The organism is Acidovorax sp. Q11, assembly GCF_054950075.1.
On record NZ_JBUDZG010000003.1, the window covers coordinates 164,182 to 189,452 of the forward strand.

Below are 25,271 nucleotides of genomic sequence, written 5' to 3' on the forward strand. Positions count from 1 at the left end.
AGGTCATGGGGTGAGGATGATCGCACCTTGCGCGCGTCCCTGCTCCAGGTCGGCATGTGCAGCCCCCACATCGGCCAGTGCATACCGGCGCCCTATGCGCGGCGTGATGATGCCAGCGGCCACGGCCTGCAATACATCCCGGGCACGCTCCTGGTACTCCATCGCTGTGGCGGTGTGCGCGGCCAGCGAGGGCCGCGTGAGGAACAACGAGCCCTTGGCATTGAGCGTGCCCACCTCGATGGGCGCAGGCACGCCCGAGGTGGCGCCAAAGGACACCAGCAGGCCGCGCGGGCGCAGGCTGTCAAGCGACGCATCAAGCGTGGTCCGCCCGATGGGGTCGTACACCACATCGGCCTTGCGGCCCTGCGTGGCCTCCCGCACCTCGCTCGCCAGCGCGGCAGGGTTGAACACGAACACCGCATTGCACCCTGCCGCCTTCGCGCGCTCCACGCTCTCGGGCCTGGAGACCACGCCCATCACAAAGGCCCCCAGGTGCCGGGCCCAGGCGCACATCAGCTGTCCCACCGCCCCGGCGGCGCCATAGATGAGCACGCGTGTGCCCGGGCCCACCGGGTAGGTGGTCTTGAGCAGGTACTGCGCCGTGATGCCCTTGAACAGTACGGCGGCGGCATCGTCCATCGCCATCGTTTCGGGCAGCGGTACCAGCCGCTCGGCGGGGAACAGGCGGGCGCTGGCATAGGCGCCCAACGGGCCGGTTGCGTAGCCCACCCGGTCGCCCACTGCAACGTTCTTCACCCCCGGCCCCACGGCCACCACATGCCCTGCGCCTTCCAGCCCCAGGCCGGAAGGGAACGGGATGGGCACAGCCCCTTTGCGCTGACTCACGTCCAGCGGGTTCACGCCGATGGCGGCCTGCTCCAGCCACACCTGGCCAGTGCTGGGGACTTGGGGTTGCACCTCTTCCAGGCGCAGGGCCTCAGTCCCACCTGCTGCATCGATCCGAACACTGACGGCCACGGGCTTTTCCTTGTGTGTTGATTCCATGCGGCCAAGCCTAAGTTTTGGTGTCACGCAGAACAACCAGGGGGCATGCAGTTCACCCCCTGCACCAGCCGCACGAAAGCAACAAGACCAAGGGCTCGCGGCCCCTGACATGCCGACAGGGCTTGAAAATTCACAATCAAAATGCCGCCTACCGCCTTCCTACAAAGCGTTTTTAGCTACATATTTGATAGCAAACGAGAGCCTGACAGGCTGGCACCACAGAAGAAAGAGCGGGTGTGAGCAGCCCCACCATCTGCCCACACCCTCCCTTTGCAAGCTTGCAACCGCCCACTGGCGGCATACGCGCGGAAAAAACAAGGGCCTACATCGCAGCCACTGCCAGGCTCAAGGTGGCCTGGCGCTCCATACGGGGGCCCGCCTTGTGGGCACTGAACCGCTGCTCTACCTGCTTGAGGAAATGCATGAGCAGCACGCGGTACAGCCCATCGCCCAGGGCTGCGTCCTCCACACCCACGTCCAGGTTCGGGTTGTCGTTGATTTCGATCACGTACACACCAGCCGCCGTAGCCTTCAGGTCCACACCATAAAAGCCATGGCCTACCAAGCGGGCAGAGCCGACCGCCGCCGCCAGCACCTGCGGGGGCACCTGGTCGAGCGACACGGCCTGGACCCGGCCTTCGGTGTACTTGCCATTGGCGGTGTGCTGCAGGATCTGCCAGTGCCCGTCGCACATGAAGTATTTCGCCGCGAACAGGGCCTGCCCGGCCAGCACGCCAATGCGCCAGTCGAAGTCGGTGTACATGAACTCCTGCACGAGGATGATTTCCGATTCCTTGAGCATGTTTTTGGCGATGGCCTGCAGTTGTTCAACGCTGTCGGCCTTCTTCACACTGCGGCTGAACGCTCCGTCTGGCACCTTCACCACCACGGGGTAAGTCAGCCGGTGCTGCATGTCGGCCATGCGTGCGGCGGCTGACCATGTGTGTGAGCGGGGTGGCAATGGCATGTTCACGCAGCAGCTCCGCCAGAAAGGCCTTGTTGGTGCAACGCAGGATGGACGCAGGGTCGTCGATGACCGGCATGCCTTCCGCCATGGCTTTCCTCGCAAACTGGAAGGTGTGGTGCGTCACGGCCGTGGTCTCCCGGATGAACAGCGCGTCGAACTGGGTCAGGCGCGACAGGTCCTTCTTCTCGATCAGTTCCACGGCAATGCCCATCTCCTGCCCCACGTCCACCAGCTTGCGCAGTGTCTTGAGGTTGGACGGCGGCGGGCTGTCGTGGGGGTCGTGCAGCACCGCCAGGTCCATGCGCGGCTGGGGCATGGCGATCAGGGGGCGCCAGCTGCGCCGTGTGTACTGGCGCAGCGCCTGCACAAAGACCTCGTCGCGCGCGGCATCCACATCGCGCAGATCCAGTGCCTGTATGCCGCCGATCTGCCAGTGGGCTGACTGCTCCTGCCGCTCCAGCGTGACCTCCATCAATGGGCAGCGGAACAGCTCGAAACTCTTGCGTGCCAAGGCCGCCAGCGCCGGGTCGTCCATGATCCCGAAGAAAACGTGCAGCGTCAGCGTGTTCACGGAGCGCGGTATTTCCTTCAGCGGGCCAATCAGCCGGTTCAGCTGCGCCAGCGCCGATGGCTCGATACGTTTGCGCTGCAGGCTGAGGATGGTGTCCACGCTGGGTGTCACGCGGTCGCCGCGCGCTTCGGCCAGCAACGAGCAGTAGTAGCCCATGCTGAGGTAGCCATAGTTCCTGCACAGGTTGGTGACCTTGCGCAAGCGCCCACGGTCGTCCGGCTGCTCCGCAACGAACTGCTCTGCCGTGATGACCTTGAGGTCCGGCTCGCTCCACCGGAAGTCGGCCACCTTCTCCACCACGATGACATGTTCTGAGGACAATTTATTTCTTTCCAGAAAGGATGACCGCTGCGGTGCGCCCACGGCGCTCATACCTCGCGATCTTCTTGAATTCACCCCAACTGATGGACACACCGCCATCGGGATCACCGGAACGCGCCATGGGGTCCAGCAGGCGAAACACTGCACCATCGAAGCCTGTGATGACCACCCAGTGCGGCGTCTTCTCCCGGTGCAGGCGCCACAGACTGATAAGCACAATGGGCAAGCGCCCCGCCCGCAGTTGCTCGATCACGCTGTCGGGCGACACGGCCCGCGCATGGATCGGCACCTGGCGCGCCTCCAGAGCCGCCCTGAAGTCGTTCTCCACCAGCTGGATCACGTCCTTCTTGCGGGGATCGCGCACGCTGTCCATGAACAGCGAGGCACCGGCAGCCGCATACACCGACACCTCAAAGCCATGGGCCAGCGCGGCATGCGCGAGCCCAAACGGCCCGCATCCGCCGTGGCCCGCAGCCATGAACACCGTAGTGGCCTCGCGCCACAGGCGGATCTCGGCCGCCTGGTTCACCGGCATGGCCGGGTCCATGGCGGACATCGCCATCAACAAGGCACAGGGGCCGCAGGTGAAGTCCAGCGTCTGCGCATAGTGGCGCACCTGGTGCGCCGCACCCACCTGCGCCAGCGCCCCGTCAAACAGGTCCTTCTGAAAGCACAGCGCCTCTTCGCCATCTTCGTAATAGGCGGGCTTGCGCCCGGTGTGTACAAAGCCGTGGCGCTCGAACAAACGGTGCGCGGCCACGTTACCGCCCCGGCTCTCCAGCCGCAGCACCGCACAGCCCGCATCACGCGCATCGTGGATCGCCGCCTCCAGCAGCCTGGCGGCCACGCCAGCGCGCCGCATGGACGGCACCACCGCGATGGAGTAAAGGCGGGCCACGGACGATCCCTCGCGGCGCAATACCACGCAGGCGCCATCCAGCGCATGGCCAGAGCGGCACACCAGAACACGGGCCGAGCGACTGAGCAGCAGACGCCCCCAGCTTCTGCGCGAGATCCTGTCGCTGGAGAACGCAGCGTTCTCCAGATGATCCAGCGCAGGCAGATCTGCCGGCCCGGCCAGCGCGACACCCCTGGCATCCAGCGATAGTTGTCGCTTCATGGGCAGTCCCCACGGGGTCGCTGCGCCCTGCGATCAGACAGCTTCAATGCCACCCAACCTACCCCGATCGGAACCACGAGCACCAGTACGGCCAGCAGCAATGCGATCCAATCAGCCATGGCGCAGCAGCTCCAGGCCCAGGCCGCGCAGGGCGCTGCGCACAGAGCCAGCCTCAATGGCTTGGCACCTTTGCGCGCTGCAATGGCTCAATGGCATGAAAGCACCCCCGCGCAAGAAACACTGGCTACACAACCAAGTTCGAGTTGGGGCAGGCCAGAGGCCAAGCAACGCTTTGCGCCCTCCAGGTCGCGCCGGTGGATGTACAAAGTGCCCTTGGCCGTGTGGCGGGGCACGTCGAACGCCAGGCGGTACCCGCGCAGCTGCCGCCCCAGCACTGCCTGCAGCGTTGCACGCAGGCTTTGCACACTGGAATACGGCGTGATGAACGGAACCAGGACCAATGCGGTGGGATCTACATCGCCCTCGCACAGAGGCAACAGGGATACCCGGTGCAAGCCCATACTGGGGCAACTCTTCATCAGCATGTTTTCACCACGTTGAGCCCCTGACAGGAGCGCTTGTGGCCGGTGTTGAACATGCTTTCAGTCTAGGAAATCTGGCGTAAATCGTTCGTAAAAACTGCGGGGGCAAACATCAAATCGCCGTCAATGCACCGGGGCTAGGCACGCACATGCGCGGGTGCGCCGGGCTGCCTCATTCCCTATGCCGCCAAGCGGTATCCCACCCCGGACTCGGTGAGCAGGTGGCGGGGTTGTGCGGGGTCGGCCTCCAGCTTCTGCCGCAGGTGCCCCATGTAGATGCGCAGGTAGTGGCTCTGGTCCGAGCGCATGGGGCCCCACACCTCGCGCAACAGCTGCTTTTGGGTGATGACCCGCCCCGCATTGGCCACCAGCACCATCAGCATGCGGTACTCGGTGGGCGTCAGGTGCACCTCCACCCCGGCCTTGCGCACCAGGCGCGCACTGCGGTCCACCTCGACATCGCCAAAATGGAACAGGGGCTCCACGGCCTCCATCGTCAGCCCGTTGCCAGTGGCGGCGCGGGGCCTGCGCAGGTTGGCCCGCACCCGTGCCAGCAGCTCGCCGGTGCCGAAGGGTTTGGTGAGGTAGTCGTCCGCACCCGCGTCGAGTGCAGCAATTTTCTCTGCCTCATCGGTGCGCGCAGACAACACGATGATGGGCACGGCGGACCAGCCCCGTACATCGCGGATCAGCTCCACCCCGTCGCCATCGGGCAGTCCCAGGTCCAGCACCAGTAGATCGGGCTGGCGGGTGCCCGCAGCAGACAGGCCTTCACGCAGGGTGCCAGCCTCGTGCACCTGCCAGCCCTCGGCCTCCAGCGCACTGCGCACAAAGCGTCTGATTTGTGGTTCGTCCTCGACCACCAAAACGGTACGTATCTGCATGGTTTTCTTCAGGGGGCAGAAACGCCCCGCTCCACATCATCAAAACCGGGAACCGGCGGAGGCTCGCGCCGCGCAAGGGTGACCGTGAACTCGGCACCGCCCCCTTCCGCGCTGGCAGCAGAAATTGTGCCCCCATGCGCTTGCACGACGGCTTTGCAGATCGCCAGGCCCAGGCCCACGCCCGGGGTCGCGGACTCCGCCTGGCCCCGGATGAATTTTTCAAACAGGGTGTGCTCTTTGCCACGCACCGAAGCGGGCAGGCCCGGGCCATGGTCCCGCACCTTCAACACCAGCATGTTGTCTGTGGTGGATGCTTTCACCACCACCGGCGCCGCGCCATATTTGGCCGCATTTTCCAGAAGATTCACCAGCACGCGCTCGATGAGCACAGGGTCAAACTCCACCAGCGGCAGGTCGGCGGGCAGCTCCGTGCGTACGGGCATGTCGCCCAGCGCTGGCCTGGCGGCCCGAATGGCCGAGCCGACCACTTCTTCCACCGACTGCCAGTCCCGCCGCAGGTGGACGCTCTGCCCTGACACATCGCTCTCCAGCCGTGCCATGTCCAGCAGGTTGCTGACCAGCGCATTGAGCTGGTGCGCCTGGCGCACGATGGATTGGGCCACGGCGCCCGTCTCTTGTGGCGGCGCACTCTGTAGCGACTCGGCCAGCGTGATCAAGGCCGTAAGGGGCGTGCGCACATCATGCGACACTGCGCCCAACAGAGCGTTGCGCAGCCGCTCCGACTCCATGTCCACCACGGCCTGCTGCGCAATGTTCACGTAGTGCACACGCTCCAGGGCAATGGCGATCTGCCGGGCCAGGGTGTCCAGCTGCTGGGCTTGTTCAGGAATCAACAGCCAGCGAGGCTGGGCGGGTTCCAGCGCCAGCACACCGCGCACGCGCATGGGGGCCTTCAGCGGCAGGTAGCGCCAAGCCTGCGCAGCCAGGGTGCTGGTCGCCAGCCCGGCGCTCTGGCCCTGGCGCAGCGTCCAGTCGGCCACGCTCTTGTCAAAACCTGCAGGCAGGTCGGCGGGGTAGTGAAGGCGGTCTGACGCATCCAGCGCCACCACCACGGCGCGGCCCCCAAAATGCCCTTGCACGGCCGCCGCACCGATCTCGATGACCTGGCTAGTCTCCAGCGCTGCCGACAGCTCGCGGGTCAGTTCAAACAGCGACTGGGCGCGCCGCTCCCGGCTGATCGACACCCCGGCCGCAAACCGCAACCCTGCCGTGAGTTGCCCCACCAGAAGTCCCACGCCCAGCATCACCGCAAACGTGACGATGTACTGCACATCACTCACCGCAAACGACAGGCGCGGCGAAACAAAAAAGAAATCGAACGCCAGCACATTCAGCAGCGCCGCCATGGCTGCGGGCACCCGGCCAAAACGCATGGCCACCGCGACGACGCCCACCAAGTACAGCATCACGATGTTGGTCAGCTCCAGCAAGCCATGCAGCGGCGTTGCCAGCACCGTGACGGCAATGCTGGCGCCCAGTGCCCACAAAAAACCTTGCCAGCGATGGCGCCCTGCGCCGGGCTCGCCCACATCCCCGTCATCCTCCAGGCCCACATGGCGGTCCCATAGCGCCTGGGGCAGGCGCCGCGAACTGCCCGCATGCGCGGCCTCGACGATGTCGAGCGAAGGTGCCCGTTCGGCCAGCTCGCGCGCAACGCCCTTGGCAGCCAGCAGCTTGCGCCACCCAGCCCGCACGGCGGGGCGCCCCAACACCAGCGTGGCGCAGTTCAAATGCAGCGCCTGGGCCGCAAGGGCTGGCGCCACGCGGTCGCCGGTCAGCACAGCCGTCTCGGCACCCAGCTCCTGCGCCAGTTGCAGCACGGTCAGAATCTTGTCGCGCTGGGCGGCCTCCAGGCGCTGCAGCCGGGGTGTCTCCACATAGGCGGCATGCCACTTCACATTGAGCTGCCCCGCGAGGCGGGCAGCTGTGCGCACCGTCTGCGCCGCGTCTTCGTGGGGCCCGACACAGGCCAGGATGCTGCCCGAGGTGTTCCAGGCACTGGCCACGCGGCTGCCAGAAGCACCCGACTGCTCCACCCGCCAGCCCAGCACGTCGTCTTCCACATGCTCCGCCGTGCGCCGCAGCGCAATCTCCCGCAGGGCGATCAGGTTGCCCTTGCGAAAGAAGCTCTGCGCCGCGCGCTCTGCCTGCTGGGGCACATAAACCTTGCCCGCGCCCAGGCGGGCAATCAGCTCGTCGGGCGTGGCATCAACCAGCACCACCTCGTCGGCATCGTCCAGAACAGTGTCGGGCACCGTTTCGTGCACGCGCACACCCGTGATGACCCCCACCGTGCCGTTGAGGCTTTCCAGATGCTGGACGTTGAGCGCGGTCCACACATCGATGCCAGCAGCCAGCAACTCCTGCACGTCCTGCCAGCGCTTGGCGTGGCGGGAACCCTGCACGTTGGAGTGCGCGAGTTCATCCACCAGCAGGATGGCAGGCTTGCGGGCCAGGGCCGCATCCAGATCGAACTCGGAAAGGGTCCGGCCCCGGTACTCCACCTGCTTCAGGGGCAGCGACTCCAGTCCCTCCAGCAGCGCAGCGGTTTCCGCGCGACCATGGGTTTCCACCACGCCGATGAGGATGTCGCGCCCGGCGCGCCGCTCGCGCTGCGCGGCGCTAAGCATGGCCCAGGTCTTGCCGACCCCGGCATTGGCACCAAAGTAGATGCGCAGCTTGCCCCGCTGGGTCTGCGCTTCCTGGGCGCGCAGTTGCGCAATCAAAGCATCGGGGTCGGGGCGCTGGATGTCAGTCATGCATCAACAAGTATCGGTGCCAAAAGCCAGAGCATGTCAGCGCACGTCAGCGCAAGCCGTCGAGCGCCAGGTTCAGCGCTAGCACGTTCACCCGGGGTTCACCCAGCAGCCCCCACAAGGGTTGCTCCGCGTGCTGGCCAATCACGGCGTTCACGCTGGCGACCGGCAGGTTGCGGGCGCGCGCCACGCGCCCTGCCTGGTACTGCGCCGCAGCCAGGCTGATGTGCGGGTCCAGGCCACTGGCAGAGGCGGTGACCAGGTCCACCGGCACGGGGGCCGTGTTGCCGGGGTCGGCCGCGCGCAGGGCTTCCACACGCGCTTTCACGGCATCAGTCAGCGCCGGATTGAGCGGCCCCTGGTTGGAGCCGCCGGACGCAGCCGCGTTGTACGGCATGGGCGCCGTTGCGGATGGACGACCCCAAAAATGCTGGGGGTCGGTAAAGCTCTGGCCGATCAGCGTCGAACCGACCACCTGGCCATTGCGCTGCACCAGGCTGCCAGCTGCCTCCTTGGGGAACACGGCCTGGGCAGCGCCCGTCACGGCCAACGGGTAGAGCAAGCCGGTCAACACGCTCAACAAGGCAAACAGCACCAGCGCGGGGCGAAGAATGTTTTTCATCAGAATCTCCTCAGATCAGCCCGACGGCCACAAGTATCCAGTCAATCAGCTTGATGCCCACAAACGGCACCAAGAGCCCGCCCAGCCCATAGATGGCCAGGTTGCGCCGCAGCAGCGCAGCCGCGCCCACCGGGCGGTAGCGCACGCCGCGCAGTGCCAGGGGAATCAGGAACACGATCACCAGCGCATTGAAGATCACGGCCGACAGGATGGCAGACGACGGACTGGCCAGCTGCATGACGTTGAGTGCGGACAGCTGCGGGTAGGTGGACACGAAGATGGCCGGCACGATGGCGAAATATTTCGCCACATCGTTCGCAATGGAGAAGGTGGTGAGCGAGCCGCGTGTCATCAAAAGCGCCTTGCCGGTCTCCACCACCTCTAGCAGCTTCGTCGGGTTGGAGTCCAGGTCCACCATGTTGCCCGCCTCCTTGGCGGCCTGCGTGCCACTGCCCATGGCCACAGCCACGTCGGCCTGGGCCAGTGCAGGGGCATCGTTGGTGCCGTCGCCGGTCATGGCCACCAGGCGGCCTTCGGCCTGGTATTTGCGGATCAGCTCCAGCTTGTCTTCGGGTGTGGCTTCCGCCAGGAAGTCGTCCACCCCCGCCTCGGCCGCGATGGCCGCCGCCGTGAGCTTGTTGTCGCCGGTGATCATCACGGTTTTGATGCCCATGCGGCGCAGCTCGATGAAGCGCTCCTTGATGCCCGCCTTGACAATGTCCTTGAGTTCGACAATGCCCAGCACGTGGCTGCCATCGGCCACCGCCAGGGGCGTGCTGCCCCGCAGGGCCACCTGGTCGGCCGCGCTCATGACTTCCTGCGGCATCTTGCCGCCCAGGGCTTCCACATGTTTGGCAAGCGCCAGCACGGCCCCCTTGCGCAGCATGGTGACAGCAGATTCCGGCTGCCCCTCGCCTGCGGGCAGGTCCACGCCGCTCATGCGGGTCTGCGCGGTGAAGGGCACCAGCTTGACGCCCTGGGGGTTCTGGCCTTCCACACCCTCGCGGCGGGCCAGCTCCACAATGCTGCGGCCTTCGGGCGTCTCATCTGCCAGCGACGCCAGCAGTGCGGCGCGTGCAAGCCGCGCTCTGGACACACCCGGCGCTGGCAGAAACGCGCTGGCCTGGCGGTTGCCATGGGTGATGGTGCCGGTCTTGTCCAGCAGCAGCACATCCACATCACCAGCCGCCTCCACGGCACGGCCCGAGGTGGCGATCACGTTGGCCTGCATCATGCGGCTCATGCCGGCCACCCCCACGGCAGACAGCAGGCCGCCAATGGTGGTGGGGATCAGGCACACCAGCAGCGCCACCAGCGCGGTCAGTGATACCACCGTGCCCGCACCCGACGCCTGCACGCTGAAAATCGAGAAAGGCAGCAGGGTCACGGTGACGACCAGGAACACGATGGTCAGCGCCACCAGCAAAATGGTCAGTGCGATCTCGTTGGGTGTCTTCTGGCGCTCGGCGGCTTCCACCATGCCAATCATCCGGTCGAGGAAGGACTCGCCCGGGTTCACCGCCACACGCACCACCAGCCAGTCGGACAACACACGGGTGCCCCCTGTGACGGCAGAAAAATCGCCACCGGATTCGCGCACCACGGGGGCCGATTCGCCGGTGATGGCGCTCTCGTCCACCGAGGCCACACCCTCGATCACCTCGCCATCCAGCGGGATCACATCGCCCGCCTCCACCAGCACCACATCGCCCCGGCGCAGGTTGGTGGCCAGCTCGGGCAAAAATGCTGCGCCGTGAACCGGATCCTTGAGCTTCTTGGCCCAGGTCTCCTTGCGCAGCCCGCGCAGCGAGGCTGCCTGCGCCTTGCTGCGCCCTTCTGCCAGCGCCTCGGCAAAGTTGGCAAACAGCACGGTGAACCACAGCCAGACCGTGATGGCCAGCACAAACGCTGGGCGCATGCTGGCATCCTCTGGTGCATTGAGTGCATGTAGCCACAGCAGCGTCGTGAAGATGCTGCCGATGTACACGATGAACATCACCGGGTTGCGCCACTGCACAAACGGGCTCAACTTGGCCAGCGCTCCCCAGAGCGCAGTCTTGATGAGTGCTGCATCCAGCAGCGAAACGGAAGAAGTTTTTTTCTTGGTCATTGCCATACCTCACTGAACCCGGAGCATCAGGTGCTCCACCATCGGACCCAGGGCCAGGGAGGGCACGTAGTTGAGAAGACCCACCAGAAGCACGGTGCCGATCAGCAGCGTGACAAACAACGGCCCGTGTGTGGGCATGGTGCCCGCCGTGGCTGGCAAGCGCTTCTTGGCGGCCAGCGAACCGGCAATGGCCAGCACCGGCACGATCACGCCAAAACGGCCCAGCCACATCGCCAGCCCCAACAGCACGTTGTAGAACGGTGTGTTGGCCGACAGGCCTGCAAAGGCGCTGCCGTTGTTGTTGGCGGCAGAGGTCAACGCGTAGAGGATCTCAGAGAACCCATGCGCACCCGGGTTGGCGATGCCCGCCCTGCCCGCTTCTGTGGCCACGGCAATCGCCGTGCCCACCAGCACCAGGATGGGCGTGACCAGGATGGCCGCCGAGGTGAGCTTCATCTCGCGCACCTCGATCTTCTTGCCCAGGTACTCTGGCGTGCGGCCAATCATGAGACCCGCCATGAACACTGCCAGGATGGCAAACACCAGCATGCCGTACAGGCCCGTGCCCACGCCACCAAACACCACCTCACCCAGCTGCATCAGCACCAGCGGCACCATACCGCCCAGGGGCGTGAAGGAATCGTGCATGGAGTTCACGGCACCACATGAAGCGGCAGTGGTCACGGCGGCAAACAGGGCCGACGCGTTGATGCCGAACCGCACCTCCTTGCCCTCCATGTTGCCGCCCGCCTGCAAGGCGCTGGCGGTGTGCTCCACGCCCAGCCCCACCCATTGCGGATTGCCGGCTTTCTCGGCGGAAACCACCGCAATCACGGCCACCACAAACATCACGGTCATGGCCGCCAGGATCGCAAAGCCCTGGCGCTGGTCGCCCACGACCCGGCCAAACGCAAAACACAGCGCGGCAGGAATCAGAAAAATCGCCAGCATCTGAACAAAGTTGGTCAGTGCCGTCGGGTTCTCATAGGGATGGGCAGAGTTGGCGTTGAAAAAGCCACCGCCGTTGGTGCCCAGCATCTTGATGGCTTCCTGCGATGCCACCGGGCCCATTGCCAGGGTCTGGGTGTTGCTTGTCTTGGCTTCCATCACCGCAGCGCCATCGCTGCCCACCACCGGCTGGCCCGATGCGTCGAGCTTCGGCACTTCATAGGCCGTTGGCTCCAGCGTCGCCACATCCTTGTAGGCGTCAAAGTTCTGGATCACGCCCTCCCCGACCAGCACGATGGAAATCACAAACGCGATGGGCATCAGCACCCATGCCGTGATGCGCGTGACATCGGCCCAGAAGTTGCCCACAAAGCCTTGGCCATCGGTGCTGCGCGCTGCAAAGCCGCGCGCCAGCGCAAACGCCACGGCGATGCCGGTGGCCGCCGAGAAGAAGTTCTGCACCGACAGGCCCAGCATCTGCGTGAGGTAGCTCATGGTGGACTCGCCCCCATAGCCCTGCCAGTTGGTGTTGGAGACAAAGCTGATGGCAGTGTTGAAAGAAGAATCGCCCGACACGGCCGCCATGCCCTGCGGGTTGAGCGGCAGCAGGTGCTGCAAACGCTGCAGGCCATACACCGCAAAAGCGCCGATGGCATTGAACGCCAGCAGCGCCAACGCATAGCCGCGCCAGTGCATCATCTGATCCGGCGCGACCCCGGCCAGTTTGTACAAAGGCTTTTCGGCGGCATGCATCCACCTTGGCAGCCGGCCATCGCAGACTGCAGCCAGCCATTTGCCAAGCGGCCACGCCAGCACGCCCAGCACGATCAAGAAGAGCCCCAACAGGCTCCAGGCAGAGGTATCCATCTCAGAACTCCTCCGCGCAGATCAGCGCAAACACCAGATAGGCCAGCAACACCAGGGCCACGATGGCGCCAAAGCCGTAGAGCATTTCCATGCCGATCATGAGCGCTCACCCTTGGCCGGGCCATATTTGCCCAGCAAAACCACGGCCTCGGCCATGACCACCCACAACGCCGCCAGCGCGGCCATCCATATCACGTCCATCGACAACTCCTGCATCAGAACAGGTGTTTGATTCTGAGAAGGTGGCCGTAAAAAGTGCGCACAGACTGTGGGGGGTGCCGTAAAAACGGCGTAAAAACGCGGGCCCGGCGAGGGCAGCGTTGGGGGGCAGCTCGCAAGCCACCGCACCCGACGGCTGCAGACTTGCGCAACATTGACGCGAAGGGGCGCAATTTTTGCGAACTTTATACGCAGGCTTTTCTACGCTTGCGTTCTTGTTCTTTTTCAAACATTGCTGCCATGAACGGTTCTTCTTCCAAAACATTCGCCGCCACCCTGCTGGCCGCGCTGCCCCTGCTGGCCAGTGCCCAGCTCACCGGTAATGTCAGCCTGACCACCAACTACAAGTTCCGTGGCCAGGACCAGGACGCCACCAAGGCCAAGGCCGTCAAGCCCGCCCTGCAAGGCGGCTTCGACTACGCCTTTGGCGACTCCGGCTGGTACGTGGGCAACTGGAACTCCAGCGTGGACTGGCTGACCAACAATTCGCTCGAATCCGACCTGTACGGCGGCTACAAGTTCAAGGCCGCAGGCGCTGACTTCGATGTGGGCGCCCTGACCTACATCTACCTCGGCAACAGCAACGGCAACACCACCGAGCTGTATGGCGCGACCACCATGGGCCCCTTCACCGCCAAGTATTCGCACACCATCTCCAAGGACTACTTCGGCTTTGCCGGTGCCAAGTCCGGCTCGGGCCTGAAGGGCCGCAACACGGGTTACCTGAACTTCGGCTTTGCGCAGGAAGTGGCGCCCAGCGTGACCGTGAAGGCCTCGGTGGGCTTCACGCGTTTTGCCAGCGACATCAAGGACCTGGGCGTGCCCAACTACATGGACTATCAATTGGGTGGTGCGTATGACTTCGGCGGTGGCCTGTCGCTGGGCGCGGCCGTGGTCGGCGCCAACAAGAAGGCCTTCTTCGGCCACGTCAACAAGTCGCGCGTGATCGTCACGCTGACCAAAACCCTGTAGCCCTCCAAACTACATGGGCGCTGGGCGCCGGGCGCCGGGCGCGCAGCTTCGTCACAACACACAGCGCAGCGCCCGCTCTCCCGCGACGCGCAGCCGCTCTTTCAGCGATGCGGGCGCGAGCACCTCGAATTCCACATCAAGGGCCATGAGCCAGTACACCAGCGAGTCATTGGCTGCGCACTCCAGCTGGCAGCGTTGCCCCTTGCCCAAGGTGGACACCACGCCAGCGGACGGCGGTATGCGGCGCGCCATCACGGCGTAGGGCGCGTGCAGCACCACGCGCGCCTGTTCGGCGTGGTGCGGCGCAGAGATGGAGCGCGACACGTAGCCCTTCAAATCGCCCCCGTCGGGCGAGGCCCGGGGCGCGAAATGTGCGCCCACCTGCGGGTCGCCCACGATGCGGTCGATGCGGAAGGTGCGCCAGTCGTTGCGCACCCTGTCCCAGGCCACCAGGTACCAGCGCTGGCCGGTGTGCACCACACCCTGCGGCTCGACCGAGCGCTGCGCACTGCGGCCCTGGCCGTCCTCATAGGTGAACTCAGTGCGCAGCTGGTCGCGGCAGGCCGACGCGAGTGTGGCCAGCACCGACGCCTCCACCACCGGCCCCGTGCGCGTGAGCGGCAGGATGGCCGAGCGCAGCGCGTCCACACGCTTGCGCAGGCGCGCAGGCATGGCCTGCTCCAGCTTGACCAGCGCGCGCAGTGCGGGCTCTTCAATGCCCCCCACCGCACCGGCCGTGGCCGTGCGCAGCGCAATCGATACCGCCAGGGCTTCCTCGTCATCCAGCAGCAGCGGTGGCAGAGCCTGCCCGGCCCGAAACGCATAGCCGCCCGCCACGCCACTGCTGGCCTGCACCGGGTAGCCCAGCTGGCGCAGGCGGTCGATGTCGCGCCGCAGCGTGCGGGGGTGTACTTCCAGGCGTTCGGCCAGGTCCGGGCCCATCCAGTGGGCACGCGTTTGCAGCAGCGAAAGCAGGCGCAGCAGGCGGGTCGATGAACTGAGCATGGCGCCACTGTACTTTCTATTGAGGGCCAAAACTGTCCGCAATGGTTTTTACAGTGGCAACACCTTTTCTTCCACCACGACCAAGGAGTTCTCCATGTCCATCGTCCTCTACTGGCACCCTATGTCCAGCGCCACCCCCATCGCCTGCGCCCTGGCCGAACTGGGCGTGCCCCACGAACGCGTAAAGATCGACATCCGCACCGGCGAACAGCGCCGCCCCGGGTACCTGGCCCTGAACCCCAATGGCAAGGTGCCCACGATTACCGTGGACGGTGCCCCCATGTTCGAGGCCCTGGCCATCCACCTGTGGCTGGGCCACCGCTTTGGCGTGGAGCGTGGCCTGTGGCCCGCAGGCGGCACGCCCGAGGCGTTGCAGGCCCTGTCGTGGTGCACTTGGTCGTATGTGACCTATGGCGCGCTGGTGGGACGCCTGCATGTGGCGACCCAGGGCGAAGAGGTTTGGCGCAACGCCGCCCAAGCAGAAGCCCTTCTGCGTCAACTGAGCGAGTTGCTGACAGTGCTGGACGCGCGGCTGGCCCGACAACCCTGGATGCTGGGTGCGGACTATTCGCTGGTGGATTTAGTAGTGGGCTCGGTGCTGGGCTACAGCATGTACCTGGGCGCCCCCGTCAACTCGCACCCGCATGTGCAGGCCTGGCTGGCCCGGGTACAAGCACGGCCCGCCATGCAGATCGAAGCGTGAGGCAGCGGGAGCAAGCCCTCTTGGCACCGCTTAGAGCAGCACGATGTCGTACTGCTCCTGCCCCATCGCGCTCTCGGCCTGCAGCGAGATGGGCTTCTTGATGAAGTCGGAGAGCCCGGCCAGGTGCTGGCTTTCCTCGTCCAGGAACAGCTCCACCACCCGGGCCGAGGCCACCACCCGGAACTCGCGCGGGTTGAACTGGCGGGCTTCGCGCAGGATCTCGCGCAGGATGTCGTAGCACACGCTGCGCGCGGTTTTGACGCTGCCCTTGCCCTGACACACCTCGCAGGGCTCACACAGCATGTGGGCCAGCGATTCCCGGGTGCGCTTGCGTGTCATCTCCACCAGGCCGAGTTGCGAAAAGCCGCTGGAGGACATGGTCTTGACCCGGTCGCGCGCGAGCTGTTTCTTGAACTCTGACAACACGGCCTGCTGGTGGTCCTCGCGCACCATATCGATGAAGTCCACGATGATGATGCCGCCCAGGTTGCGCAGGCGCAGCTGGCGGGCAATGGCCTGTGCGGCCTCCAGGTTGGTCTTGAAGATGGTGTCGTCGAAGTTGCGCGCCCCCACGTAGCCACCGGTGTTCACGTCGATGGTGGTGAGCGCCTCTGTCTGGTCCACGATGAGGTAGCCACCCGACTTGAGATCGACGCGGCGGCCCAGCGCCTTGGCCACTTCCTCATCGATGGAGTACAGGTCAAAAATGGGCCGCTCGCCCTTGTAGTGCTGCAGCTTGCCAGCGGCTGCGGGCATGAACTCCTGTCCAAACGCACGCAGGCGCTGGAACTGCTCCATCGAATCGAGCCGGATGGTCTGGGTGTGGTCGCCCACCAGGTCGCGCAGCACGCGCTGCAGCAGGTCCAGGTCCTGGTGCAAGAGCGACATGGCGGGCAGCTTGAGCGATGCTTCCTTGATGCGCGCCCAGGTCTTGCGCAGGTAGGCGATGTCTTCGGCCAGTTCTTCGTCGGTGGAGTCTTCGCCATTGGTGCGCAGGATGAAGCCACCCCCACCACCCGTGGATTTATCGCCCACCAGCGCCTGCAGCCGCGCGCGCAGCGCATCGCGCTCGGCAGGCGGAATCTTCTGCGACACGCCCACATGGTCGTCCTGCGGCAGAAACACCAGCAGGCGCCCGGCCACGCTGATCTGCGTGGACAGTCGTGCGCCTTTGGTGCCAATCGGGTCCTTGATGACCTGCACCATCAGCGCCTGCCCCTCGAACACCTGCTTTTCAATCGGCACCTGCGGCTCGTTCTTGCGGGCGAATGCGGGCGGCTCGCCATCGGACTGGCGCTGCCACACATCAGCCACGTGCAAGAAGGCCGCACGCTCCAGGCCGATGTCGATAAAGGCGGACTGCATGCCCGGCAGCACGCGCGAGACCTTGCCCAGATAGACATTGCCCACCAGGCCACGTTCCAGCGTGCGCTCGATGTGCAACTCCTGCACGGCGCCGTGCTCCACCACGGCCACGCGGGTTTCCTGGGGCGACCAGTTGATCAGGATGTCTTGTTGCATGGCGTTGTTGTTGTCTGTTGTTGCTGTCGCCTAGATGGCGAAACCTGCCGCGCGCAGCAGCTGTGCCGTCTCGTACATCGGCAGCCCCATGATGCCCGAATAGCTGCCAGCCAGGTGCTCCACATATGCAGCAGCCCGGCCCTGGATACCGTAAGCCCCGGCCTTGCCCAGCGGCTCACCCGTGGCCACGTAGGCCTCAATCTGCGCGGTGGTCATGGCTGCAAAGGTCACTCGGGATATGGACAGCGCGCTCAGGCGCTTGGGGCCCACCTGCAGCGCCACCGCGGTGAGCACGCGGTGCTCGTGGCCCGCCAGCTCGGCCAGCATGCGCGCGGCATGGGGCGCGTCGTCGGGCTTGCCGTAGATGGTGCGGCCCAGGGTTACGGTGGTGTCGGAACAGAGGATGGGCGCATCGGGCAAACCCCTGCGGGCGCGGCGCGCCACGGCGGCATCGAGCTTGAGCGCCGTGACGCGCTCCACATAGGCCTTGGGCGCCTCGCCGGGCAGCACCACTTCGATGGCCTCGGTGTCCTCGGGCTCGTCGCCGTCCACATTGGGCAGCAGCAGTTCGTGCCGCACACCCAGCTGTTCGAGCAACTGGCGCCGGCGTGGGCTTTGGGAGGCGAGGTAAATGAAGTCAGGCATGAACAGATTTTGAATAAAAATCGGCCCCAGCGCCTGTCCATCAAGCGCTAGCAGCTATCAAAACGATAGGAAATCGAACCAGCAGCACGGGCACCCGCTTTATTCCCGGTGGTAGGGGTGCCCGGCGTTCACCGACCAGGCCCGGTACAGCTGCTCGATGAGCAGCACGCGCACCATGGCATGGGGCAAGGTCAGGTCAGACAGGCGAATGCGTTCGTGCGCGCCCTGGCGAAACGCCGGGTCCAGCCCGTCGGGGCCGCCAATGACAAGCGCCACATCGTCGCCCCCCAGCTGCCAGCCCTTGAGACGCTCGGCCAGGGCCTTGGTGGTGAGGTTGGTGCCGCGCTCGTCCAGCGCCACCACGCGCGTGCCGCGCGGGATGGCGGCTTCGATGCGCTCACGCTCGGCCGCGTACAGCGTCTCCAGCGTCTTGGAGCCGCGTGGCTCGGTCTTGACGGCCTTGAGTTCGACTTTCAGTTCGGGCGGAAAACGTTTGGCGTAATCGTCGTAAGCCGTTTGTGCCCAGTCGGGCACCCGCTGCCCGACCGCCACGATAAGCAGCTTCATGGATCAACCTGGATGCGTGGGGGATGGTTGCCGCAGCGCACCCAGGTGGGCGTCCTGCGGCCGGAGGTCAACCCTTGCGGGCCGGGGCCTTCTTGGCGGCGGGCTTGCTGGCAGCCGCCTTGGGTGCCGCTGCAGAAGCAGGCTTGGCTGTGGCGCGTGCGGGAGCCTTGGCGGCAGGTGAGGACTTCTTGGCCACAGGCTTCTTGGCGCCGCCGGGCTTGACCACCACCGTCTTGACAGGTGTCTTGGTGGCTGCGGGCTTCTTGGCAGCCACCGTGCCGGTGGTCTTGGCTACCGTCTTGGCGGGTGCCGCCTTGGCCGCTTTTTTTGCAGCGGACTTGGGTGCTGCCTTGACTGGCGTTTTGGCGGCTGTCTTCGCAGCGGTCTTGGCGACGGCCTTGACCGTGGCCTTGCCCGAGCGGGCGGCTACCGTGGGGGCCGCTGCCTTCTTGGCAGTTGCCTTCGCGCCCGACTTGGCGGCCTTCTGGGCCGACTTCTTCTCGGCCAGCTCGGTAGCGGCGCTGGACTGGGGCTTGGCCGCACCCAGCTTCAGGCGCACCGGGGTATCGCCCCACAGCTCTTCCAGGCGGTAGTACTGGCGGATGGCGGGCTGCATGATGTGCGCCACGGCAGCGCCGCAGTCCACGATGATCCACTCACCGTTGTCTTCGCCTTCGATGCGGGGCTTGGAAAAACCGGCTTCCTTGACCGCGTCGCGCACGCTGGCGGCCAGGGCCTTGGTCTGGCGGTTGGAGGTACCCGATGCCACGATCACCCGTTCAAACAGCGGCGAGAGATGCTCGGTGTTGAAAACCTGGATGTCTTGCGCCTTGACGTCTTCCAGGCCATCGACGATGGCGCGCTGGAGTTTGGTGACGTCTTTTTTGGCGGCGGTTTCCGATTTGGTGGAGGTGGTCATCAGGCGGTGAATAGAGAGGGAATGGAATCAATATAGCGCGCAACACGGCGTGCAACCAATAGGGCTGCGCCTTGAGTGTTGCGTGTTGTTGCGCCGGTGTTGCACCCTGGCGCAGCGTCGGTTTGGGGTGTTTTTGGCCTCCTGCGCCTGTGTAAAAAGCGCGGACAGCTATTGAAATTATAGCTTTTGCGCTTTTTACCCCGTCAGCACGCTGCCGCAGCAGCGCTGGCCAGCCAGTCCCGGCGCACCAGAAAACGCTGCGCCAGTTCGGCTTCGGACGAATCCGCAGCCTCGGTGCGCTGGTACGACCAGGACACCAGCGGCGGCATGGACAACAGAATGGACTCGGTGCGCCCACCCGACTGCAGGCCAAAGTGTGTGCCCCGGTCCCAGACCAGGTTGAACTCGACATACCGGCCCCGGCGGTAGAGCTGGAAGTCGCGCTCGCGCTCGCCAAAGGGCGTGTTCTGGCGCTTTTCCACGATGGGCAGGTAGGCGCCAAGAAAGGCATCGCCCACCGACTGCGTCATCGCCAGACTTTGCTCAAAGCCCAGCTCCGAGAAGTCGTCATAGAACACGCCGCCTACGCCGCGCTGCTCGTTGCGGTGCTTGAGGAAGAAATACTCGTCGCACCACTGCTTGAAGCGCGGGTACTTGTCGTCGCCAAAGGCGCTGAGCGCATCGCGGCAGGTGCGGTGAAAGTGCACCGCATCCTCTTCGAAGCCGTAGTACGGCGTGAGGTCCATGCCACCGCCAAACCAGCAGGTGGGCGCCTGACCGGGGTGCCCGGCGGCGATCATGCGCACATTCATGTGCACCGTGGGCACATACGGGTTGCGCGGGTGGAACACCAGCGACACACCCATGGCCTCGAACGGTGCACCCGCCAGCTCGGGCCGGTGCTGCGTCGCCGAGGGCGGCAGCTGCGGGCCCCGCACATGGCTGAAGCCACAGCCCGCGCGCTCGAACACGCGGCCACCTTCCAGGATCTTGGTGATGCCGTCGCCCTGCAGCGGCTCGCCGGGCGGCTTGCTCCAGGCGTCGGCCAGAAAGCGTGCTCCGCCCTCGCCTTCCACAGCCTCCAGCGCATCGGTGATGCGAGCCTGCAGGCCCACCAGGTAGCCGCGCACACGCGCCACCGTGTCGGCGGGGTTCAAGGTCTGAGCCTCTGCCATCAGCTCTTCAGGGCGCGGAAGCCAATGTCGCGGCGGTACTGCGCACCGTCAAACTGGATGCCACGCGCCACGTCATACGCACGTTGCTGCGCCTGCTTGACGCTGTCGGCCAGCACCGTCACACACAACACACGGCCGCCCGTCACGCTGACCACGCCATCCTTGAGCTGCGTGCCCGCGTGGAACACCACGGCGTCATCCGCATCGGCGGGCAGGCCGGTGATGGGATCGCCCTTGCGCGGGTTCTCCGGGTAGCCATGGGCGGCCATGACCACGCCCAGCGCGGTGCGGCGGTCCCATTGCAGTTCCATCTGGTCGAGCTTGCCGTCAGCGGCAGCGGCCATCACGTCGCTGAAATCGCTTTTCAGGCGCATCAGGATGGGCTGCGTCTCGGGGTCGCCCATGCGGCAGTTGAATTCGAGCGTCTTGGGCTGGCCCTTGGCGTCGATCATCAGACCCGCATACAGGAAGCCGGTGTAGGGAATGCCGTCCTTTTCCATGCCCCGGATGGTGGGCAGGATGATTTCACGCATGGCGCGGGCGTGCACGTCGGCAGTGACCACGGGGGCAGGCGAATAAGCGCCCATGCCGCCGGTGTTGGGGCCTTCGTCGCCGTCCTTCAGGCGCTTGTGGTCCTGGCTGGTGGCCAGCGCCAGCACGTTCTTGCCATCGCACAGCACGATGAAACTGGCTTCCTCGCCTTCGAGGAATTCCTCGATCACCACGCGCGCACCGCCTTCGTTGTGCGTCACACCGTATTTGTTGTCCACCAGCATGAAGTCCACGGCGTCGTGGGCCTCTTGCAGCGTCATGGCCACCACCACGCCCTTGCCGGCCGCCAGGCCATCGGCCTTGATCACGATGGGCGCGCCCAGCCGGTCCACAAAGGCGTGGGCGGCGACCGGGTCGGTAAAGGTGTCGTAGTCGGCCGTGGGGATGCCATGGCGGCGCATGAAGGCCTTAGAGAAGGCCTTGGAGCTTTCGAGCTGTGCCGCCGCCTTGGTGGGGCCGAAGATGCGCAGGCCGTTGGCACGGAACTCATCGACCACACCAGCCGCCAGTGGCGCCTCGGGGCCCACCACGGTCAGCGCGACCTTCTCGGCCTGGGCCCAGGTGCGCAGCTCGCGCACATCGGAGATCGCCACGTTTTCGAGCTTGGGGTTCAAGGCCGTGCCACCGTTGCCGGGTGCCACATACACCTTGGTCACCTTGGGGGACTCGCTCAGTTTCCACGCCATCGCGTGTTCACGGCCGCCGCCACCAATCACAAGTACTTTCATAGGAACCTTTGGTGAACCTAGCCCGCAGCGCTGCACTGCTGGGAGGGGTTCGGGGGAATATCAGTCGGAAAACAAGTCAGGGCAAGAAAAAAGCGGTGACCTGCAGGGGCAGAGTCACAATGCCGCGTTGTGGTAAACCTCCTGGGTGTCGTCCAGGTCTTCCAGCACATCCAGCAGTTTTTGCATCTTGGCGGCATCTTCGCCGGTCAGCTCGATCGTGTTCTCGGGCCGCATGGTCACGCCCGCCACTTCGGCCGTCAGGCCTGCGGCCTCCAGCGCGTTCTTCACAGCTTCAAAATCGGCCGGGGCCGTGAGCACCTCCACCGCGCCGTCTTCGTCGGTCACCACGTCTTCGGCGCCTGCCTCCAGGGCCACTTCCATCACCTTGTCTTCGCTGGTGCCGGGGGCAAAGATCAGCTGGCCACAGTGCTTGAACTGGAACACTACTGAGCCTTCCGTACCCATGTTGCCACCGTGTTTGCTGAACGCATGGCGCACTTCGGCCACGGTGCGCACGCGGTTGTCGGTCATGGTGTCGATCATGATGGCGGCGCCACCAATGCCGTAGCCTTCGTAGCGGATTTCTTCGTAGGTCAGGCCTTCGGCGTTGCCCGTGGCCTTGTCGATGTTGTATTTGATGCGGTCGGCGGGCATGTTGGCCGCCTTGGCCTTGTCCACCGCCATGCGCAGGCGGGGGTTGGCTGACAGGTCGCCGCCACCGGCGCGGGCGGCCACAGTGATTTCACGAATGATGCGGGTCCAGATCTTGCCGCGTTTTTCATCCTGGCGCCCTTTGCGGTGCTGGATATTCGCCCATTTACTGTGTCCTGCCACGAGAAGTCCTTTTGTATTGATTTAATCTAGTCGGTGGATTTTACTTTTTGCCGAACCCGTACCCCCGAGGAAACCCGAAATGGCCGAACCCCTCCTGATTGCCAAGCACGACACCACCGAATGCCACCTGCTTCCCGGCCTGGCCAACCGCCACGGGCTCATCACCGGAGCCACCGGCACGGGCAAGACCGTCACCCTGCAGACCCTGGCGGAAAACTTCTCCCGCATCGGTGTGCCGGTGTTCATGGCCGATGTGAAGGGCGACCTTACGGGCGCGAGCCAGCCCGGCAAGATTGGCGACAAGCTGGCCGCCGTGCTCAAGGAGCGGGGCCTGGCCCTGCCCGAGCCCCTGGCCTGCCCCACTACGCTGTGGGACGTGTTTGGCGAACAGGGCCACCCGGTGCGCGCCACGGTGTCGGACATGGGCCCGCTGCTGCTGGGCCGCATGCTCAACCTGAACGAGACCCAGCTGGGCGTACTCAACCTGGTGTTCAAGATCGCCGACGACAACGGCATGCTGCTGCTGGACCTCAAAGACCTGCGCGCCATGCTGCAGTACGTGGGCGACAACGCCAAGGAATTCACCACCGAATACGGCAACGTGAGTGCCGCCAGCGTGGGCGCCATCCAGCGCGGGCTGCTGCAGATCGAGCAACAGGGCGGCAGCGAGTTCTTTGGCGAGCCCATGCTCAACATCCAGGACTTCATGCAGACGGTGGACGGCCATGGCGTGGTGAACATCCTGGCGGCCGACAAGCTCATGAATTCGCCGCGCCTGTATGCCACCTTCCTCTTGTGGATGCTGTCGGAGCTGTTCGAGCAACTGCCCGAAATCGGCGACCCCGAGCAGCCCAAACTGGTGTTCTTCTTCGACGAGGCCCACCTGCTGTTCAACGAGGCGCCCAAGGTACTCATCGAGCGCATCGAGCTGGTGGTGCGACTGGTGCGCTCCAAGGGCGTGGGCGTGTACTTCGTCACGCAGAACCCGCTCGACATCCCCGACAGCGTGCTGGCCCAGTTGGGCAACCGCGTGCAGCACGCGCTGCGCGCCTTCACCCCGCGTGACCAGAAAGCCGTGAAGGCCACGGCCACCACCATGCGGCAAAAGCCGGGCCTGGACATCGAAACCGCCATCACCGAACTGGCCGTGGGCGAGGCGCTGGTGAGCTTTCTGGATGCCAAGGGCCGCCCGAGCGTGACCGAACGCGTGTTTGTGCTGCCACCCGGCAGCCAGCTGGGCCCCATCACCCCACAGCAGCGGCAGGCGCTGATGGCCAGCTCCCTGGTGGCCGGTGTGTACGAAACCACCGTGGACCGCGAATCCGCCTACGAAAAACTCAAGGGCCGCGCCGAAAACGCCCCGCCCGCACCCGCAGGCACGCCTGCCAGCCGCACAGCGGGTGGTGCCAGCCCCGTAGGCACAGCGCCGGGCGGGGCCCAGCCGCAGGAAAGCAGCTTCCTCAACGACCTGCTGTTTGGCACCACCGGCCCGCGCGGCGGGCGCAAGGACGGCCTGGTGCAGACCATGGCCAAGTCGGCCGTGCGCACCGTGGGCACCAACGTGGGCAAGGAGATCCTGCGCGGCGTGCTGGGCGGCATCTTCGGCGGCGGCAGCAAGCGCCGCTGAAGGGAAAAGGGGTAGCGCGACGGCGGAGCCCAACAAACAGCCACCGCCCCGCTGCCACCCACTGCCCTCCGAAGGTGTGGTGGCCTTGTGACAGGCTGGCGACAATGCCACGCGCTTGTCACGATTTGGTCACATTGCGGCCGTGCAATGGCCGAAACACACAACAACAAGGAGGGACACGATGCAACGCGTAGAACACGCCCTGGTGCGCTGGGGCAACAAGGTGGTCCAGGCGGCCATCATCCTGTGGGTGCTGGCTTTTGTCGGGGTGTTTGCGGGGGTGTGGAAGCTCCAGTGGATCTGGCTGCTTTATGTGTTTGTCACGGTGCTGCTCACCGTGGTTCTGATCCGCTGGACCACCGTCGTGCGCGAGCGCTACATCCGTGAAGCCCCTCTGCCCCGCTTTCTGCAGCGCAAACTGCGCGAGACCTACCCCCACCTGAGCCCCCGCGACTGTGCGCTGGTGGAGCGCGGCCTGCGCCAGTTCTTCATGGCCTGCCTGCGCAGCAACAAGGACTTTGTGGCCATGCCATCGAGGGCCGTGGATGCGCTGTGGCACGAGTTCATCCTGCACACGCAGGCCTACAAACTGTGGTGCCACAACGCCCTGGGCTTCTTTTTGCACCACACCCCGGCCGAAGCGCTGGGCAAAAAAGCCCGCCACAACGATGGCCTGCGCCGCTGCTGGTACTGGGTGTGCAAGGAAGAATCCATCGACCCCAAGGCCCCCAGCCGCCTGCCCCTGCTGTTTGCGCTCGATACCAAGTTCGCCATTGCCGGGGGCTTCACCTACGTGCCCGACTGCTCCGACATCGCCCGCAAGAGCGACGCGGGTGGTAGCGGCGGCGACAGCTACTGCGGCACCAGCTTCTCGGACGGCAGCTACAGCGGCAGCGCAGGCGACTTTGGCGGCGCCGAAAGCTCGGACGGTGGTGGCGGGGATGGCGGTGGAGATGGCGGTGGTGGCTGCGGCGGCGGGGGCGGTGACTGATCGGGTCGCCGATGAATGCTCCGTTTTTTGATAGCAATCAACCCAATACAGACAGGCGGAGAGGGCCAAAATCATGCAA

The 25,271-nt window shown here is 65.2% G+C and carries 22 protein-coding genes; 4 read left to right on the forward strand and 18 right to left on the reverse strand.

The genetic code is table 11. From position 1 onward, the window contains the following. Positions 1-3: 3 nt before the first annotated feature. From ACYZGB_RS04470 to ACYZGB_RS04515, 10 genes are all read right to left on the reverse strand, one after another. A complete protein-coding gene (locus tag ACYZGB_RS04470) occupies positions 4-1,005 on the reverse strand; it encodes a quinone oxidoreductase family protein (RefSeq protein WP_462387009.1) in 1,002 nt (333 codons plus the stop codon). A 322-nt stretch (positions 1,006-1,327) separates the two neighbouring features. Beyond that, positions 1,328-1,927 carry an ATP-grasp domain-containing protein gene (locus tag ACYZGB_RS04475; RefSeq protein ID WP_462387010.1) on the reverse strand — a complete coding sequence of 200 codons (600 nt, stop codon included), beginning with the start codon at positions 1,925-1,927 and terminating at the stop codon, positions 1,328-1,330. Beyond that, a complete protein-coding gene (locus tag ACYZGB_RS04480; protein ID WP_462387011.1) occupies positions 1,833-2,864 on the reverse strand; it encodes a RimK family protein in 1,032 nt (343 codons plus the stop codon). Before ACYZGB_RS04480 ends, ACYZGB_RS04475 begins: the two co-directional genes overlap by 95 nt. A 1-nt stretch (position 2,865) precedes the next feature. After that, entirely contained in the window at positions 2,866-3,984 is a 1,119-nt protein-coding gene (locus ACYZGB_RS04485) for a peptidase C39 family protein (protein ID WP_462387012.1), read from the reverse strand. Between the two features lie 721 nt (positions 3,985-4,705). Beyond that, entirely contained in the window at positions 4,706-5,410 is a 705-nt protein-coding gene (kdpE, locus tag ACYZGB_RS04490; RefSeq protein WP_462387013.1) for a two-component system response regulator KdpE, read from the reverse strand. 8 nt (positions 5,411-5,418) lie between these two features. After that, on the reverse strand, positions 5,419-8,190 hold the full coding sequence (locus tag ACYZGB_RS04495; RefSeq protein WP_462387014.1) for a DUF4118 domain-containing protein: 2,772 nt from the start codon (positions 8,188-8,190) through the stop codon (positions 5,419-5,421). 46 nt (positions 8,191-8,236) lie between these two features. After that, positions 8,237-8,809 (reverse strand): potassium-transporting ATPase subunit KdpC, encoded by a 573-nt coding sequence (gene kdpC, locus ACYZGB_RS04500; RefSeq protein WP_218299816.1) that lies wholly within the window; start codon positions 8,807-8,809, stop codon positions 8,237-8,239. Between the two features lie 10 nt (positions 8,810-8,819). Further along, positions 8,820-10,919 (reverse strand): potassium-transporting ATPase subunit KdpB, encoded by a 2,100-nt coding sequence (kdpB, locus tag ACYZGB_RS04505; RefSeq protein WP_462387015.1) that lies wholly within the window; start codon positions 10,917-10,919, stop codon positions 8,820-8,822. Positions 10,920-10,928: 9 nt separating this feature from the next. Beyond that, positions 10,929-12,734 carry a potassium-transporting ATPase subunit KdpA gene (gene kdpA, locus ACYZGB_RS04510; protein WP_462387017.1) on the reverse strand — a complete coding sequence of 602 codons (1,806 nt, stop codon included), beginning with the start codon at positions 12,732-12,734 and terminating at the stop codon, positions 10,929-10,931. A gap of 1 nt (position 12,735) precedes the next feature. Then, a complete protein-coding gene (locus ACYZGB_RS04515) occupies positions 12,736-12,834 on the reverse strand; it encodes a potassium-transporting ATPase subunit F (protein WP_056414695.1) in 99 nt (32 codons plus the stop codon). Between the two features lie 359 nt (positions 12,835-13,193). Between ACYZGB_RS04515 and ACYZGB_RS04520 the strand changes: the two genes are divergently transcribed. Continuing rightward, positions 13,194-13,925: a TorF family putative porin gene (locus tag ACYZGB_RS04520; protein WP_462387018.1), complete on the forward strand. Its 732-nt coding sequence runs from the start codon at positions 13,194-13,196 to the stop codon at positions 13,923-13,925. 51 nt (positions 13,926-13,976) lie between these two features. Here ACYZGB_RS04520 and ACYZGB_RS04525 read toward each other — a convergent pair whose 3' ends face one another. Next, positions 13,977-14,930 (reverse strand): helix-turn-helix transcriptional regulator, encoded by a 954-nt coding sequence (locus ACYZGB_RS04525; protein WP_462387019.1) that lies wholly within the window; start codon positions 14,928-14,930, stop codon positions 13,977-13,979. Positions 14,931-15,024: 94 nt separating this feature from the next. On the opposite strand from ACYZGB_RS04525, the gene ACYZGB_RS04530 reads away from it, so the two are divergent. Then, positions 15,025-15,633 carry a glutathione S-transferase family protein gene (locus ACYZGB_RS04530; RefSeq protein WP_462387020.1) on the forward strand — a complete coding sequence of 203 codons (609 nt, stop codon included), beginning with the start codon at positions 15,025-15,027 and terminating at the stop codon, positions 15,631-15,633. A gap of 30 nt (positions 15,634-15,663) precedes the next feature. On the opposite strand, the gene rng is transcribed toward ACYZGB_RS04530, so the two are convergent. The 7 genes from rng to ACYZGB_RS04565 form a co-directional block, all read right to left on the reverse strand. Further along, on the reverse strand, positions 15,664-17,154 hold the full coding sequence (rng, locus tag ACYZGB_RS04535; protein ID WP_462387021.1) for a ribonuclease G: 1,491 nt from the start codon (positions 17,152-17,154) through the stop codon (positions 15,664-15,666). A gap of 30 nt (positions 17,155-17,184) precedes the next feature. Further along, positions 17,185-17,799 carry a Maf family protein gene (locus ACYZGB_RS04540; RefSeq protein WP_462387023.1) on the reverse strand — a complete coding sequence of 205 codons (615 nt, stop codon included), beginning with the start codon at positions 17,797-17,799 and terminating at the stop codon, positions 17,185-17,187. Between the two features lie 99 nt (positions 17,800-17,898). Next, the gene (gene rlmH, locus ACYZGB_RS04545; RefSeq protein WP_010458753.1) at positions 17,899-18,366 is read right to left on the reverse strand and encodes a 23S rRNA (pseudouridine(1915)-N(3))-methyltransferase RlmH; all 468 of its coding nucleotides are present in this window, start codon (positions 18,364-18,366) and stop codon (positions 17,899-17,901) included. Positions 18,367-18,433: 67 nt separating this feature from the next. Beyond that, positions 18,434-19,285 carry a ribosome silencing factor gene (rsfS, locus tag ACYZGB_RS04550; protein WP_462387024.1) on the reverse strand — a complete coding sequence of 284 codons (852 nt, stop codon included), beginning with the start codon at positions 19,283-19,285 and terminating at the stop codon, positions 18,434-18,436. Positions 19,286-19,488: 203 nt separating this feature from the next. Continuing rightward, a complete protein-coding gene (gene hemF, locus ACYZGB_RS04555) occupies positions 19,489-20,460 on the reverse strand; it encodes an oxygen-dependent coproporphyrinogen oxidase (RefSeq protein WP_462387026.1) in 972 nt (323 codons plus the stop codon). After that, positions 20,460-21,740, reverse strand: coding sequence for a phosphoribosylamine--glycine ligase (gene purD / locus ACYZGB_RS04560; RefSeq protein ID WP_462387027.1), 1,281 nt, complete (start codon positions 21,738-21,740; stop codon positions 20,460-20,462). The genes hemF and purD overlap by 1 nt, the downstream gene beginning before the upstream one ends. A 114-nt stretch (positions 21,741-21,854) precedes the next feature. Beyond that, complete coding sequence (locus ACYZGB_RS04565) at positions 21,855-22,574, reverse strand: YebC/PmpR family DNA-binding transcriptional regulator (RefSeq protein ID WP_462387028.1); 720 nt, start codon at positions 22,572-22,574, stop codon at positions 21,855-21,857. Positions 22,575-22,653: 79 nt separating this feature from the next. On the opposite strand from ACYZGB_RS04565, the gene ACYZGB_RS04570 reads away from it, so the two are divergent. Together ACYZGB_RS04570 and ACYZGB_RS04575 are read left to right on the forward strand one after the other, a co-directional pair. Further along, complete coding sequence (locus ACYZGB_RS04570) at positions 22,654-24,201, forward strand: helicase HerA-like C-terminal domain-containing protein (RefSeq protein ID WP_462387029.1); 1,548 nt, start codon at positions 22,654-22,656, stop codon at positions 24,199-24,201. Between the two features lie 181 nt (positions 24,202-24,382). After that, positions 24,383-25,192: a glycine-rich domain-containing protein gene (locus tag ACYZGB_RS04575; RefSeq protein ID WP_462387030.1), complete on the forward strand. Its 810-nt coding sequence runs from the start codon at positions 24,383-24,385 to the stop codon at positions 25,190-25,192. The last annotated feature ends 79 nt before the right edge of the window (positions 25,193-25,271 follow it).